16 protein-coding genes are annotated in these 14145 nt (G+C 70.3%); 10 read left to right on the forward strand and 6 right to left on the reverse strand.

Annotation, left to right across the window (positions count from 1 at the left end; translation table 11 throughout):
* Positions 1–449: 449 nt before the first annotated feature.
* Together ACZ4FV_RS10615 and ACZ4FV_RS10620 are read right to left on the reverse strand one after the other, a co-directional pair.
* Positions 450–632 carry a DUF397 domain-containing protein gene (locus ACZ4FV_RS10615; protein ID WP_402236300.1) on the reverse strand — a complete coding sequence of 61 codons (183 nt, stop codon included), beginning with the start codon at positions 630–632 and terminating at the stop codon, positions 450–452.
* Positions 632–1501, reverse strand: a complete 870-nt coding sequence (locus ACZ4FV_RS10620; RefSeq protein ID WP_402236297.1) for a helix-turn-helix domain-containing protein — start codon at positions 1499–1501, stop codon at positions 632–634. The genes ACZ4FV_RS10615 and ACZ4FV_RS10620 overlap by 1 nt, the downstream gene beginning before the upstream one ends.
* A 205-nt stretch (positions 1502–1706) precedes the next feature.
* Between ACZ4FV_RS10620 and ACZ4FV_RS10625 the strand changes: the two genes are divergently transcribed.
* Genes ACZ4FV_RS10625 through ACZ4FV_RS10645 form a run of 5 tightly spaced genes read left to right on the forward strand, consistent with a single transcriptional unit; the run spans position 1707 to position 3907 of the window.
* Entirely contained in the window at positions 1707–2150 is a 444-nt protein-coding gene (locus ACZ4FV_RS10625) for an ATP-binding protein (protein WP_402236294.1), read from the forward strand.
* The gene (locus ACZ4FV_RS10630; RefSeq protein ID WP_402236292.1) at positions 2147–2416 is read left to right on the forward strand and encodes a hypothetical protein; all 270 of its coding nucleotides are present in this window, start codon (positions 2147–2149) and stop codon (positions 2414–2416) included. The genes ACZ4FV_RS10625 and ACZ4FV_RS10630 overlap by 4 nt, the downstream gene beginning before the upstream one ends.
* A complete protein-coding gene (locus ACZ4FV_RS10635) occupies positions 2413–3291 on the forward strand; it encodes a hypothetical protein (RefSeq protein ID WP_465322440.1) in 879 nt (292 codons plus the stop codon). Before ACZ4FV_RS10630 ends, ACZ4FV_RS10635 begins: the two co-directional genes overlap by 4 nt.
* A complete protein-coding gene (locus ACZ4FV_RS10640; RefSeq protein ID WP_465322441.1) occupies positions 3288–3710 on the forward strand; it encodes a hypothetical protein in 423 nt (140 codons plus the stop codon). The genes ACZ4FV_RS10635 and ACZ4FV_RS10640 overlap by 4 nt, the downstream gene beginning before the upstream one ends.
* Positions 3707–3907 carry a hypothetical protein gene (locus ACZ4FV_RS10645; RefSeq protein WP_402236286.1) on the forward strand — a complete coding sequence of 67 codons (201 nt, stop codon included), beginning with the start codon at positions 3707–3709 and terminating at the stop codon, positions 3905–3907. The genes ACZ4FV_RS10640 and ACZ4FV_RS10645 overlap by 4 nt, the downstream gene beginning before the upstream one ends.
* An 87-nt stretch (positions 3908–3994) precedes the next feature.
* Here the strand turns inward: ACZ4FV_RS10645 and ACZ4FV_RS10650 are convergent, their stop codons facing one another.
* Together ACZ4FV_RS10650 and ACZ4FV_RS10655 are read right to left on the reverse strand one after the other, a co-directional pair.
* Positions 3995–4666, reverse strand: a complete 672-nt coding sequence (locus ACZ4FV_RS10650; protein ID WP_402236284.1) for an NAD(P)H-binding protein — start codon at positions 4664–4666, stop codon at positions 3995–3997.
* Between the two features lie 144 nt (positions 4667–4810).
* Complete coding sequence (locus ACZ4FV_RS10655) at positions 4811–5782, reverse strand: GlxA family transcriptional regulator (protein WP_395861179.1); 972 nt, start codon at positions 5780–5782, stop codon at positions 4811–4813.
* Between the two features lie 71 nt (positions 5783–5853).
* Here ACZ4FV_RS10655 and ACZ4FV_RS10660 point away from each other — a divergent pair, with 71 nt between their 5' ends.
* The 4 genes from ACZ4FV_RS10660 (at position 5854) to ACZ4FV_RS10675 (ending at position 10469) form a co-directional block, all read left to right on the forward strand.
* Positions 5854–6495 carry an HD domain-containing protein gene (locus tag ACZ4FV_RS10660; RefSeq protein WP_395861177.1) on the forward strand — a complete coding sequence of 214 codons (642 nt, stop codon included), beginning with the start codon at positions 5854–5856 and terminating at the stop codon, positions 6493–6495.
* 138 nt (positions 6496–6633) lie between these two features.
* The gene (locus ACZ4FV_RS10665) at positions 6634–7236 is read left to right on the forward strand and encodes a DJ-1/PfpI family protein (RefSeq protein WP_402236280.1); all 603 of its coding nucleotides are present in this window, start codon (positions 6634–6636) and stop codon (positions 7234–7236) included.
* A gap of 136 nt (positions 7237–7372) precedes the next feature.
* Entirely contained in the window at positions 7373–7582 is a 210-nt protein-coding gene (locus ACZ4FV_RS10670) for a hypothetical protein (RefSeq protein WP_395861173.1), read from the forward strand.
* A gap of 382 nt (positions 7583–7964) precedes the next feature.
* Positions 7965–10469, forward strand: coding sequence for a hypothetical protein (locus ACZ4FV_RS10675; protein ID WP_465322443.1), 2505 nt, complete (start codon positions 7965–7967; stop codon positions 10467–10469).
* Positions 10470–10584: 115 nt separating this feature from the next.
* On the opposite strand, the gene ACZ4FV_RS10680 is transcribed toward ACZ4FV_RS10675, so the two are convergent.
* Both ACZ4FV_RS10680 and ACZ4FV_RS10685 read right to left on the reverse strand, forming a co-directional pair.
* A complete protein-coding gene (locus ACZ4FV_RS10680; RefSeq protein WP_465322444.1) occupies positions 10585–11223 on the reverse strand; it encodes an eCIS core domain-containing protein in 639 nt (212 codons plus the stop codon).
* A gap of 430 nt (positions 11224–11653) precedes the next feature.
* The gene (locus tag ACZ4FV_RS10685; RefSeq protein WP_465322445.1) at positions 11654–13093 is read right to left on the reverse strand and encodes a COG1470 family protein; all 1440 of its coding nucleotides are present in this window, start codon (positions 13091–13093) and stop codon (positions 11654–11656) included.
* Between the two features lie 202 nt (positions 13094–13295).
* Between ACZ4FV_RS10685 and ACZ4FV_RS10690 the strand changes: the two genes are divergently transcribed.
* The gene (locus ACZ4FV_RS10690) at positions 13296–14021 is read left to right on the forward strand and encodes a response regulator transcription factor (protein ID WP_395861167.1); all 726 of its coding nucleotides are present in this window, start codon (positions 13296–13298) and stop codon (positions 14019–14021) included.
* Positions 14022–14145: the final 124 nt, after the last annotated feature.

The following is a 14145-nucleotide window of genomic DNA, read 5'->3' on the forward strand; positions in this document are numbered from 1 at the left end:
GGGAGGAAGTCGGCCCGCTCGACGGCGGCGAACGCGTGCTCCCATCCGGGAGGCATGGCGTCGATGGACGCGAGATACGCGCCGACCCCCCGCGTCGTCACCTGTCGTCCTTCTTGTGCTTCCCCGGGCCAGGGGGTGAGCTGCCATCGGGGTGCGGGTCGCCTGGCTTGGGACTCGGGTCGGGTTTGGCCGGTTTGATCGGCGCATTGCCACCGTCGTGGTCTCCCATGCGTTCCCTCCCCGGGGGCCTCGCCGCATCCCTGGGGCGAAACGCGCTGTCGCGTCGGTAGTCCCTGCGGATGCGGCCTGGTGCGGGCGGAAGCGTGCTCTCCGGGCAACATACGGGCGACACGCCCGGGATAGGACAGTACGGTGACCCAAATGAGGACGTCCCCCACTGTCCGGGGGACGTCCCCTCCTGTCGCTAGGGACGTGTTGCAGCAACCGGCCTATCCACGAAGCACGGCAGTCATTGCTTCCCAGGACGCCGAGTCGAACGCGAGCACACCCCGCGCCCGGTCCTTGGTATCCCGAACGAGAGCATGCCCGTCGCGAGCTGCGCTCTCGATGCAGTTGTCCGTCCCCTCGCTGGCCTTGGCCTTGCGCCAGTGCAGTTCGGTGGTGCGTGCCATCAAGATCCACCCTTCTTGGCTTCGAGCAACTCGCCGAGGAATCTGAGCGATTCCAGAGACGGCAACGCTTTGGTCCGGATGTGTTCGTGCGCCGTTGCGTAGACGTCGACGGTCTCCGGCTCCGGATAGAGCGTGGCCGTCAGGCTTGTCACGCTCGCGATGAGCGGCAAGCCTTCGATGTCCAGCAGCGAGAACGGACCCTCCATCCCAGCGTGTGCGCCTGCATCATAGGGAAGCACCTGCACCGTGACGTGCGGTAGTTCCGTCGCGAGTTCGAGAATGTGACGAATCTGCTCGCGCATGACGTCAGGACCGCCGACGGTTCGCCGAAGCGCGCCCTCGTCAATGACTGCCCAAACACGCACCGGATCACGGTCGGTGCGCCGCAGGATGGACTGCCGCGCGAGCCGAATCTCCACTCCGCGATCGATCGCCTCCTGGGTGCTCCAGATGCGATGGGCAGCGATGATCTCGCGGATGTACGCCTCGGTCTGGAACAGGCCGGGCACCAGAAGCGGCGCATGTACATAGATGCGCCGAGCGGCGTCTTCGAGACTGATGTAGTCGAGATGGATCTCCGAGATGTGCCCGACGTGGGCGTGCCACCAGCCCTTCTTGGCCGCGTCACGGGCAAGCGTGATGAGGGCTTCGCGCTTGGCCGGGTCCACGATTTCGAGCTTGTCGAGGATGTAAGGCATGTCGCGGGCCTTCGGCGCGCTGTGCCCGTTCTCCCAGGTACTCAGCGTTCCGGTCGAGCGGTCGATGCGCTCTGCTGCGGCACTCATCGTGAGCCCGAGTTCTTCGCGCGCCCTGATCAGTTCCTGGCCGAGCCACGCCATGCGCACGGTCGGCTGCTTCCGAGGTGCCATCCGAACCACCCCTTCCTTGAACGCAGTTGGGCCTCACTCTAGAGGTCGAGCGGACCCTGATCGTCATTTTCTAAATCTTCAATTTCCGAAACTTGTGCATTTGAAGGCTATGGGTGTAGACCTGATTCATCACCCATTGCACTCGCAGGATCACGAAGCGCAGCATGATCGTTGCGCCGCGCCACCCCAACCCAAGGGGACAGCTGTGCCTACCGACGCCTCCACTTACCTCGACCGCCCCAACGCTTGTGCGCGGGCGACCTGGTTACTGCACCTCAAGCCGGGCCTGGATCAGCCCGTGAAGTGGGCGCGCGAACACGTGCAAGCGGCCTGCGAGCAATGGCAGGTGGCCGGTGACGACCTCGTCCTCGTGATGGCCGAACTCCTGACGAACGCGTACACGCACGCACGCCTCACGCCCGGCAAGCGCGTGCTGGTGAGGATCCACTGGCGCAAGCATGTGAACGAGATGATTCTGGAAGTCGTCGTTCCCCAGCCTCGGTTCGAGCTGCCCGAGCCCGCGGAACCCGATCCGGACGCGGAGAGCGGACGCGGTCTGGCGATGGTGCGAAGCCTGACCCGAACGTTCTCGTGCGAGGAACACACCCCGGGGCTGCAAACCTTCACCGCGATCCTGGCGGCAGCGTGAGCACCCCGAACGAGCCACCAGAGCAACCGAAGCGACCCGAGCGACCCAACCTCGCATGTCCTCCCGACTACGGCACGGTCATCGAGTACCACTCGCCCGATCCGCCCTGCCGTCGCCGCGGCGTCGTGCAGCGCTGGTGCGGCGACCACGTCGTCGTACGCCCGTTGAGCCCGCGGGCCACCCCCGAGCGCCCCTTCGACTCGGCGCCCTGGGGAGCGGCGACCACCGTGATCGTCCGCGAGCCACCACCCCTGGAGCAAGCGTGAACGAGTTCAACCCACCCTTGGCATACGGTCGCCGCAACGTGCGGGCGTCCGGCAAGTCGCCCCTGGTCCGCACCGTCGACCTGCTCCCCCGCCTTCGTACGTGGGCACTGGCCCGACCCGTCGAGGGCGTGAACGTGGCGGACGTGTCCTCCATCCACCGCCCGGACTGGACCGGCAACCTGGCGCCGCTGTCCTGGACCACCGCGACGCCCACCCTTCCCCTGGCTCCGCGCCACCTGGACGCGATCGCCGAGGGCATCGGGCGACTCGACGGCGCGCTCCACCGCGCCCTGACCTTCGAACCGATCCACGACGGAACCGCCGTACTCGCCCACTCGGGAGAATTCACCGAGGAGTTGGGAGTGTTCGCCGACCAGCGCCGGGTTGCACTCATGGCGACAGCCCACCTACCGCAGGAGCACCCCCATCGTTCGTTGATCCCCCCGAGCGGCGTGGACGCGGTGTTGTCCGCGCCGGCAGGCACCGTGGTGTGGTCGATGGGCCCGGACGATGTCCGCGTCGATCCCGAAACCGGTGACACCTGGCTGCTCGGCTGCGGGGCGGAGCCGACCCACGGGCCGTTCGGCGCGAACCTGGCCGACATCGTCAGCCGCCTCGGACACCACCGGCTCGAACACAGGACATTGCACGGCCTGTCCACCCACTACAACAGGGGACTCGTCCGCGCGCTCGGCGGCATGGCACCGCACCTGAGCCCGGCCGTATTCGCCGTGCTCGTGGAGACGGCCGCGACCGGTCCCGTCGGGTCCGAAGCCCCCGAATCGGAGAGGTGGGCCGCCGTGCGTCCCGACGAGTTCGAGGTCCTGGTCCCGCTGGGCCTGAAGCACCTCTCGGCCCCCGAGGAATCCTCGTGAACAGCCCGAAAGCAGGCGTCGACCCCGACGTGCAGGTCACCAAGTACCCCAAGTCCGGGATGCGTCATCACGGCGACACCAAGCAGTACTACGTCTCGTCTCCGCGCGACGGATGCGTCCACTGCTGCGCCGACGTCCTCAGCCTGAACCCCCGGGAAGCCGAGGCGACGGTCATGGGGCTGCTGCGCGCGTTCCCGGTCTCCGACGCCAACCGCGTCGCCGCCGAATACCTCACCCATCTCCCGCAGACCCTCGAAGCGGAATCCCTCGACACGGACGCTCTCATCCGAGCCGCCGTCCACGCGGCGCGCATCGCGGCCAGGCTCGTGGCGCCCGCGCACAGCCACTGCTTACGGAAGGCGATGGCCTCGACCCTGGGCATGGCCCCACACCCGACGCCAGGCGGGAGTGCGCGATGAGCGCCCGACGGTTCGGCCCGTACGTACCGGGTCACCCGGTGCACGTCCCGCGCGAGACGTTCCGCCCGTTCCTTCCCCTCGTCGACTCGGTCGACCTTCAGGACGTCCCGCATCCGCACGGCCGTCCATCGTGGTCGCGTGGCGGCACACCAGGTGCGACACCGCAGGCCCACCGCGATCCGGGCTTCGACACCTGACGAAGCCACAGGGCCAGCCATTCGGGCAAGTTGCGCCCACCGCCGGTCGAAGGGGCCGCAGTCATCGGTCTCGGGCCCGGGGGTTGATCAACTCCCGCCGGCCGCCGCCTGGTTGATGTCCGGGCTGCGCAGGATGCGCTCGCCCGCACCGTTGCGTGCCACGACGGCGAGCATCGCGCGACCCAGATTCTCGGTCGTGGTCACGTACTTGGGGGCCACCCGGCGCAGCAGCGGGTACAGCCGGGAGATCACCACGTAGAGCCTGCGATAGGTCGGGGTCCGGGACATCTCGCCGTGTGACGCGTGGATGAAGCCGGGGCGGAACATGTACGCGCGGAACGGCATCGCGAGCAGTTCGTTCTCGGTGCGGCCCTTGACGCGGGCCCACATCGAGCGGCCGCGTTCGGTGCTGTCGGTGCCTTCGCCGGAAACGTAGACGAAGGTGAGCGCCGGGTTGGCGGGGAGGGCTCGGGCCGCGGCGAGGGTGTAGTCGTGGGTGATCCGGCGGTATTCGTCCTCGCGTTTGCCCACGGACGAGATCCCGAGGCAGAAGAAGCACGCGTCCACGGCTTCGAATTCGGGGGCGAGCGCCGAGAAGTCCGTGAAATCCGCGTGCACGATCTCGCGGAGCTTGGGGTCGGCCGTGCGGAGCGGTGCCCGGACGACCGCGGTCACGCGGGTGACGCGGTCGTCGCGCAGGCATTCGCGCAGGACGCCTTGGCCGACCATGCCGGTGGCGCCGAAGAGGAGCACGTGCACTGGGATCTCTCCTGGATAAGGGGTGGGCCGCGATGCTCGTCAACGGCCAACCGCACTCGGCCGCGAGGTCGGCGAGACGTCGGGTCAGGACCGGGTCGGCGAGCTTGGACTGGGCGTACGCGAGGTTGGGGCGGTAACGACGGATCAGAGCGGGCGGTCGCCGGTGTCGAAGGTGCCGCGGTAGATGCTGGGCGGCACCCCGAGTCGGCGTTTGAACAGGGTGCGCAGGTTGGCCGGGGTACCGAGGCCGGATTGCCGGGCCACGGCGTCCATGGGCAGGTCGGATCCCTCGAGGAGTTCGCGGGCCCGGTCGATGCGGGCGTCGAGCAGCCACTGCATGGGCGGCAGGCCGGTCTCCGCGTGGAAGCGCCGGATCAGGGTGCGCCGGGACAGCCGGGCCCGTCGGGCCATCTGATCGACGGTCAGCGGCTCGTCCAGGTGGCGTACCGCCCACGCGCGTACCTCGTCGAGGCCGCCGCCGCGCTCGGGCGGGGTGGGGTGGGCGATGAACTGCGCCTGACCACCCGCGCGATGCGGGGCCGCGACGAGGGCGCGGGCACGCTGATTGGCGACTGTGGCGCCGAGGTCGGTGCGGATGATGTGCAGGCACAGGTCGATGCCCGCCGCGACGCCGGCCGAGGTCAGCACGTCGCCCTCGTCGACGTAGAGCACCTGCGGTTCGAGAAGCACGGACGGATGGCGCCGGGCCAGTTCGGCGGCACGCTGCCAGTGGGTGGTGACGCGTCGTCCGTCCAGCAGTCCCGCGCCGGCGAGCAGGAACGCGCCGGTACAGATCGACACCATGCGGGTGCCGCGGGCGGCGGCCGCGGCGAGGGCCGTGCGCAGCGGCGGCGACGGGGGATCGGGTGGGACCAGGCCGGGCACAACGATCGTGTCCGCGTGCGCGAGGGCGTCCAGGCCGTGCTCGACGAGCAGCGCGGGCCCGCCGTGGACCGGGACGGGGCCGGGGTGCTCGGTACACACGGTGACCGCGTACGGGCTGCCCGGCCAATCACCGAACGCCTGGATCGGGATGCCGAAGTCGAGCGCCAGGACTCCGGGCTGGGCCAGCACGACGACCCGGTGCGGTCGGCAGGGCGGGGCTGGGGCGGGCATGGCACGATACTATCGAGATGTGGCAATCGTGTCACTCCCCTGGTCGGCGACCCACTGTCTACGGTCGGGGTATGAACACAGTCGCCGCCGTTCCCACCACACCGACGGCCCGCCGCGCGATCGAGTACGTCCGGGCCTGTGAATCGGCGCCGATCGCCGAACACAGCTTCCGCAGCTACCGATTCGCTGCTCTGTACGCCGCGCACCAAGGGCTGCGCCCCGGCGCGGACTTCGACCCCGACCTGCTGTTCCTCGCCTGCGCGCTGCACGACCTCGGGACGTCGTCGCACGCCGAGGGAAGGCAGCGATTCGAGGTCGAAGGGGCCGACCTGGCCGCGGCGTTCCTGACCGACAACGGGCTCGCGTCCGCCGACGTCGATCGGGTGTGGGAGGCGATCGCGCTACATACCTCGGCGGGCATCGCCGAGCGCCGCGGCGTCCTGACATACCTGACCCGCAAGGGCATCACCATCGACTTCGGCGTCGACACCGAGTGTGTCACCGATGCCCAGGCCCGGGCGATCCACGCCGAGCACCCTCGACTGCGGATGGCCGAGACTCTGGCCGAGGAGATCGTCCGGCACGCCCGGCGCGGTCCGGAGAACGCGCCTCGCTACAGCCTCCCGGGCGAACTGCTCCGCGAGCGGGGGTGGGACGGGAGCGGGCGGACACAGATGGAGGAGGCGGCAGCGAGTTCGCGGTGGGGGGCGTGAACGGGGCTGTCGGCTCCCGGTCGCGGCGTCGCGGCGTCGCGGCGTCGCGGCGTCGCGGCGGGACACGGTGCGCCGAACGACCGCGAACGGAAATCCCCGGAACGGAATCCCCATGACCACGAGCGAACGGGCGGTCCGATGACGACCTACGGTGTGCTGATCTTCGACGAGGCGGAGGAACTGGACTTCGCCGGGCCGTGGGAGGTGTTCGGTGCCTCCTCGTTGCTGCGCGGTGGGGTCGACAGCCTCGTGCTGATCGCCGAACGCCTCGATCCGGTGCGGTGCAGCCGGGGCATGCGGGTGCTGCCGGACCGCACCCTGGACGACCACCCGGACCTGGACGTACTGCTCGTCCCGGGTGGGCGCGGTGCGCGCGTGGTCCAGCCGGACAACCCGGTCGTCACGTCCTGGCTGTCCCGGACGGCGGCGCGGACCGACTGGGTCGCGGGAGTGTGCACCGGTGCGTTCCTGCTGCACGCGGCGGGCCCGGCGCGCGGTCGGCGGGTGGCCACGCACCATGCCTACGAGGACGAATTGCAGGCACGCGGCGATGTCACGGTGGTGCGCGACGCGCGCTACGTCGTGGACGACACCCTGCTCACCAGCCAGGGCGTCTCGGCCGGCATCGACAGCGCCCTGTGGTTGGTCGGCCGGATCCACGGCCGCGACCACGCCCGGGACGTACGCCGATACATGCAATACGACCCGGCGCCGCCGTACCTGGCCGACGAACCACTGTGACCACGGGCGCGACGCGACCCGTTGGGGACGGCGTCCATCTTCTTTACCGGAGGTTCAGCGGGTGGTCGGTTACGGGCGGTGTCGAGGGGCGCAAGCTCATTGGTGGCACGGCTACTTCGGGGGAGTGGGAATCGGCATGGACGCACTGCTGCTTGTCGCGGTCTCGGTGGCGTTGGTCGGGGTGATCGGACTGCTCGTGGTGCTCTCGTTCGGCCGACGCGAGGGCGACTCGGGGTCGCGGGACCTGCTGCGGGTCGGAGAGGACGCCGGCAACGACCCGGTTGCGGCGGGCAATCGGGCTTCGGGCAGCACCGCCTGGATGCGTGGCGGCGGGGGCGGACTGTGAGGTGATTCCGGGTCGGGCCGCCCGAAGCGGGCGGCCCGGCATACGTCCGACGGGGGTCGCCGGGACGATCGGATGAACCCTGTGACCGCCCGGCGGCGCACCACGTTCGAGGCCCGGGTCGGTTCACCCGTCTCGACCGCGACGAGCACCACGTCCTCGAAGCGCTCGCCGCGGACGGCCGCATCGGCTTCGCCCGGCGGTCGGGACGGCGAGTCCGGCACCGATGTTGGGCGGTCTGACGCCGGCGGGCGTCGGAAACGATCCGGAGCCGCCGTCGAGGGCAGCGATCTCTGCCCTCGAAGGCACCCTCGCGGACATGTGCCTCCCGCCACGGTTCACGAGACCATGACCTCGGCCCTCGTCGGCGTAGGAGGTCGGGTCCATGAGGCAGCGACAGGGCGAGCGGCCGGGCGCCGACGCGCACGACCACGCCGGACGCGACGGTCGCGAGCGGCCGCAGCACCGACCGACGCGGCCCCTCTCCCCCGCGCCCGCAACCCCCGGCCGGCTCACTCCCGCCACCGCGCTCGCCTTCCAGGGCTCGATCGGCAACGCCGCCGTGACCCGGATGCTCCGCGCGGATCCCGCCTCGCCCCCGCCGCTGCCCATCCAGCGCATGGACGGGGGCAACGGCGGCGCGGGGCAGCCCCCGCAACAGCCGCCCGCCGCGCAGCAGCCGACGCCCGAGCAGGTCAAGGCCGCGATCACCGCACTGGTGGACAACCCGCCCATGGTCAACTACGGCGCTCGCCGACAGGGCCGCGCGCATGGCGAGTTCTGGATGCGCTTCGCCCGCTCCAAGCAGGGCGAGGAGGCCGAGGAGACTCTGTCCGAGACCAGCGCCCTGCTCTTCGACAGCATGAAGGGCGCCCAGGAACAGGCCCGCGACGAAGACCCGGACAACGCCGCGGAGGACACCAACAACCGCGAAGTGCAAGGCATGCTGATCAACGACCGCCTGGTGTTCGCCTCGAACTACAACTCCTCGATCGACACCCTCGTGGAACGGGGGACACAGCAGGCCGGTGCGGATCCGACCCTGCAGGAGCTGCTGGAGATCGAGCAGAGCGACGAAGGACGTACCCGGGGCCTGCGCGGTCACGAGGCCGAGAACCTGCGCGCGAAGTTGTCCAGCTTTCGCCGCAAGAACGAGGCGATCCTCACCGAGCAGCGCGGCGCCGGCGAGCAGGGCCGAGGGCCGGACGCCACGGCCATGGCGCTGCGGGCCAAGACGGACTCGCCCGTCATCGTCGTGGACATCGAGGACCCGGACCTGCACACCATGCTCACCGACCGCGACCACGAGGGCCGGGTTTTCCTGCTCCGATTCGCGGCACTGGACCCCAGGACCATCACCAGGGGGAGGCACCAGGGGCAGCAGACGCAGGAGGGCTCGGTGCACGCGGAGCAGAAACTGCTCCTGGCTCTGCGCCACGCCGGCATCCACCCGCGGCGGGACGTCCGGGGGCCCATCGCGATCATGGGCAAGTACCGGCCCTGCATGGGCTGCGCGGCCGCGCTGATGTACTACCGGGAGCGGATGGGATACGCGGGTCTGAGCTTCGACGAGAACTACGGACACTACTTCCAGGGCTCCGTGGATTCCCTCTACACACACCAGCGCCACGTCATGGACCGGAACTACTACGACTACATCCGGCAGATGGTGCAAACCGACATCACCAGCACTCCCGCGATGGCGAACGAGGCTGCCCCGCAGGGAGCCCAGTTCCGGCGCGGCGGCCCCACCCTGCGCGTGCCCGGGCGCTACGCGTCGCGACAGGCCGACGTGACCCCGCCCACCAGCGACGCCGAACTCGACGACGACGGGATGTACACCCGGGTGCAGCGGCCGCTGGCGGACACCTGGACGCTGGACACGGCTCCCGCCGGGATCGGTCAGGGCTCGGCGACCCACACGATCCCGCGCCGCAAGTACGAGCGGCTCACCGATGATCAGGCCCGCGAACTCGACGGACTCTGGAACGGCACGAAGGGCGCTCCGCCCACCGACGAGAGCCGGCGGAGGGCGATAGAACTCGCGGATGAGTACAACACGCGCGACCGGATGACCCTCGAATACCTGGCGGGCGTCGTCGGCCTGCACCACGACCGCTTCGGCGGCTACATCGCCCGCTACCGCAGCGAGGGCCACTGGAAGCACGTGCCCTCGCGCTCCGGCAAGGTCGAGAGTGTGCCGAAGAACCGGAAGAAGGGCGCTCCCGAGAAGCAGTTCACCAAGGGCGGCGACCTGGACGAGGCCGGCAAGGACGTCATCAAGGGGGTGATTCGCAGCCTGCCCCGCAACTCCTGGTGCGCGGACTGGGAACGGATCCACCGCGGCGGCGCCGGCGGCGAACTCAACCCCACCCAGGCACCCGACGACCTGCTCAGGACACTCGCCCGACTCCGGCGCGACCAGGCATACAACGTGCCGAGCATGTCCAAGTACCTGCACACGGGCGACAAGGGCGACAATCTACGCAAGGCCATCAGCCGCAAGGGCGACAAGTTGCTCGCCGCACACGAGGCGTCCACGAAGCCCGTGAAGACCGAGGACGTCGACATGGATCCGCCGCCGTCAGGCCGCCCGGCCGGATCCTCGTCCCGTCCCCGAGGCGGACAATCGCAGCGGCCTCCCACCCGTCCGGGGCCGAGCTCGCACGGCGGCCGGGCCGGGAGCAGCATGGCCGAAAGCAGTGCGACCGGTGCCGGGCGCGCGCGACCGGTTCCCGAGGTCCCGGGCTACACCCTTCGCTTGGACGCGCGCAGCGGCCAGCCGTACTACCTCGACGAGGACTCCGGCTTCCACTACGCGTTCATCGACGGTCGCATGGTCCGCCTCTACGACGACGATGACATCGAGATGAGCGACGCCGGAAGGTGATGCCGTGCCGCCGGCAACGCGCCTCCGGTGGCCCGTACGGCGTCCACCACCCGCGCCCGGCACCGACCGGTCGGGAAGGTCACGGCGGCCGCCTCGGTGCGGGGTCGACCGTCGGCTACGCGGTGCCGGTGTCCACGAGAGTGGGGGTCGGGCCGCTCATCACCTTCCGTGCCTGCGCCTCCGCGGCCCTCTCCCAGCGGTCGTCGGGGTCGGAGACGGCCAGGCCGCGATGGTCGACCTCGCCGCCGACCGGGCCCTGCCGCTGCTGGAGGTAGTGGCCCAACTCGTGGGCCAGGGTGTGTTTGTCGCCCCCGTCGGAGCCCATGACCACGTGGTGGCTGGAGGTGTACGCGCGGGCGCCGACCTCGGCCGCGGAGCTTCGGGCCAACTGCCCGCTGTGCAGGCGTACTCCGGAGAAGTCGGCACCGCCGAACCGGGCCTCCATCTCCGCCCGCAGTCCGTTGCCGAGCGGTCTGCCCGGGCTGCGCAACACCTTGTGCACCAACGAACGTTGCACCGGCGGCTGTTCGGCGACGTGGCCGCAGTCGGGCCCGTGCTCGTGGCGTTCCCGCCGGATCATCCGCGCCACCGCGGCATTGCCGACCGATCGCTGCAGGTCGGCCACCCGGGCGGGGCTCGGCGCGGATCCTGGCGCGAGTCCGACGGGCCTGGATGCACCGGATCCCCTGCGCTGCTCCGGCTCGGGGGTCGAGCCCGCCGGGGTGCGCGGCCGGTCGGCGGCGGGTGTACGCATATCCGAGCCCTCCCGAATCCGAAGAGGTCCGTCGATCGCGGCGGAGCGAAGCGAGCGGCGGGCCGGCGAACGTCCTGCGATGCCTTCCTACGGCGTGGCCGGAGGCAACGAACAGGGCCCGGCGGGCAGCCTTTCGGGCAAAGCGGGTTGCCCGTCGGATCCAATCCCAGGAACCGGTGACCCACAGGCATACGTACGACCGTGCTTGGGGAATGCCCCATCCCGAGGCGCGGTTGCGCCTCATCGACCGCGGAATCGCCGCCGGATGCCCGACGAGCCCTTGTCGGGGGCAACGACGACGACACGCGGCGACCCCACGAGAAGGCACGAGAACACGCGTCTCGGCAGGCCGATTTCGGCCGGCCTGCCGATGTCGGCTCTTCTCATGAGTGCCGGAGGAGGTTAAAACTGTCCGGTGTGACGGATGTTGTCATTGGGTTCTGCTGAGCACACCACTGACGTTGAGGACTTCATGGCACCCGGCCGCCTGCTGTCCCGTGGCGGGTGTCCCGGGCTTGGCGCAGGTCACGGCTGCCGTGACGGTCGCGTTCGCGGGAATCTGGATGGGGGTCACCCAGTGGTAGTCCTGATTGCGGAATGTCTCCAGTGCAATCGTGGTGATCTTCTGCTCGCCGAAGGAAATCGTCACCAGGCCCTCGTCGCCCTGGAAGTTCGAGACCACGATGTCCGTGATGGCAAAGACGTTTCCGTCCGGGACGCGGTATGTGCCCGCCTTGTCGGCTCCGCCGTCCGTCTGCACGTCGATGGTCGCCGAACTCTGCCGCCCGGCCCCGCCGCTCGTGCCCGTTCCGGTGCCCGAGCCGCCACTCGCGCCGGGTTTCGCCGGGCCGTTCGCGGGGGCCGTCGACTCGCCTTGGCCGACGCCCTGGCCCTCGGCGGCATTCGGCGCGGCGTTCGCCTGCTGCTCCCGGGCGTCTCGCGCCACCTCCTTCTCGGCGGCCTTGGTTCCGGCCTGTTTCGCGGTACTTCGCACCGAAGGCCGAACCAATGCGAACCAGGCGACCAGCAGGGCCAACAGCACCGCCAACAGGATCAACAGCCACTTCGGCAGCACCGGGAGCTGCACGAACTCCCCCGGCAGGGCCACCGGTTGCGCGGTGATCGCATCCCGGGAAGGCTGCTCGACGACGGCCACGCCCCCGGGCTTCGCGGCGGGCTCGGGGGAGGCTGCGGAGGCGGTTCCCGACGCGGTCGCGGACGTTCCGTCGGGGCCTGCCGGGCCGACGCCCGCCACCGCTTCGACAGCCTCGACGGTCCCGGCCTCGGCCTCGAACGCCCACGTGACCGACGCCCCGAACCAGATCAACTTCCGGGCCCGGACCCGCAATCGCGCCTCGGCGGACTCGCCGGGCGCCAACCGCAGTCGCTCTGGCGTACACGCGAGAGCGAGTTCCTCTCCGGCCTGTCGCCCCACCAGGGCGACGTCGACGGCGGCGTTCCCCTGGTTCCGCACCGCGACGCGATACCGCCCCTCGAGCCAGCCGCGCCGGCGCCGGGGATCCAGCTCCGCGCGCAATTCCCGGAACGCCTCGACGACGACGGTGGTCTCCGGTACCACCACCGACTCCGGGTGTTCCGCCGGCAGGACGCGGACGCCCAGAGGTATCTCCCCGGCCCGCACCTCGGGCGACCTGGGCGGCGCGAGGCGGATCGTCACCTCCTCGGACGTGCCCGGGTACAGCGAGACGCGCGCGGGTTCGACGGTGCTCCACGCGGCGCAGTCGCCGACCACCTCCAGCACGTACGCCTCGACGATGTCGCTGTCGTTGCGCACGGTCAGGGTCGTCGTCGCCTCACCGCCGGGCGACACCGTCACCGGTGGGATTTCGATTTCGGCAGGTGTGGTCACGACCCGAACGTAGGTCGCCGACCCCTCCCCACCGCAGAGACGGGAGGGCAACGGGCGGGCAGACGCGCTGCCCCCGGCGCGCACGGCCGCACTGCGCCCACCTGTCCGGCACGCGCCCACGACCGCTGACCGACGGCAGTTCGACGGGACGCCCCAACGCCCCCCACCCAGCGGCAGAACTCCAACGAACGGACACCGAGCGATGACATTCCAGGCCTCGACGTCGGAGCCACAGACCCCTCGCCCACCGCACGGCCCCGCGACGACCACGAAGATCGTGCGCGACCCCGCGCCGGCCGAGGCGCCCGGCCGCGTCTCCGTCGCCGTGTACGCGGAGGACCTCATCCTGCACACCGGCGTCGTGCAACAGCTCCGCCGGCGCCCGGAGATCAAGCTGCTCACGGACGCCGAGGCGGAGGGGGCGCAGACCTCCATCGTCGTCGTGGACACCGTCGACGACGCCACCGTGCAGCTCCTGCGCCGTCTGCAACGCAACACCTCCACCCGCACCGGACTGGTGGTCGGCGTGTTCGAGACGAGCTCGCTGCAGACGATGATCGAGTGCGGAGTAGCCGCCGTCTTACGCCGCTCCGAGGCCGACCAGGACCGGCTGGTCCACCTGGTGACGGCCATGGCGAACGGGGAGGGAGTCCTGCCGGGCGACCTACTCGGCAAGCTCCTCGACTACGTCGGCAGCCTCCAGCGCACCGTGCTCGACCCCCGAGGACTCACCCTCTCCACCCTCACCGCCCGCGAGGCCGACATGCTCCGGCTGGTCTCGGAGGGCTACGACACCGCCGAGATAGCCCGCAAGACCTCGTACTCCGAGCGCACCGTCAAGAACGTGCTGCACGACGTCTCGACCCGCCTGCAATTGCGCAACCGGGCCCACGCCGTCGGCTACGCCATGCGCCAGGGACTGATCTGACCCCGCGTCGGTGAACGGGCCCCGGGGTCGGGAGCGAACCCCGGGGCTCGTACGACGACCGCACGAGCAGCACGACGACCCGGCGAGCAGGTCGACCGGCGCGAGCGAGACGAGCACCGGGGAC

This window comes from Embleya sp. NPDC025285, assembly GCF_055558835.1.

Bases quoted from the DNA above. Each gene is read 5' to 3' on its own strand.
- ACZ4FV_RS10615 (WP_402236300.1), bottom strand. From the start codon at position 632: ATGGCACGCACCACCGAACTGCACTGGCGCAAGGCCAAGGCCAGCGAG.
- ACZ4FV_RS10620 (WP_402236297.1), bottom strand. From the start codon at position 1,501: ATGGCACCTCGGAAGCAGCCGACCGTGCGCATGGCGTGGCTCGGCCAG.
- ACZ4FV_RS10645 (WP_402236286.1), top strand. From the start codon at position 3,707: ATGAGCGCCCGACGGTTCGGCCCGTACGTACCGGGTCACCCGGTGCAC.
- ACZ4FV_RS10655 (WP_395861179.1), bottom strand. From the start codon at position 5,782: ATGCCCGCCCCAGCCCCGCCCTGCCGACCGCACCGGGTCGTCGTGCTG.
- ACZ4FV_RS10660 (WP_395861177.1), top strand. From the start codon at position 5,854: ATGAACACAGTCGCCGCCGTTCCCACCACACCGACGGCCCGCCGCGCG.
- ACZ4FV_RS10665 (WP_402236280.1), top strand. From the start codon at position 6,634: ATGACGACCTACGGTGTGCTGATCTTCGACGAGGCGGAGGAACTGGAC.
- ACZ4FV_RS10670 (WP_395861173.1), top strand. From the start codon at position 7,373: ATGGACGCACTGCTGCTTGTCGCGGTCTCGGTGGCGTTGGTCGGGGTG.
- ACZ4FV_RS10675 (WP_465322443.1), top strand. From the start codon at position 7,965: ATGAGGCAGCGACAGGGCGAGCGGCCGGGCGCCGACGCGCACGACCAC.
- ACZ4FV_RS10680 (WP_465322444.1), bottom strand. From the start codon at position 11,223: ATGCGTACACCCGCCGCCGACCGGCCGCGCACCCCGGCGGGCTCGACC.
- ACZ4FV_RS10690 (WP_395861167.1), top strand. From the start codon at position 13,296: ATGACATTCCAGGCCTCGACGTCGGAGCCACAGACCCCTCGCCCACCG.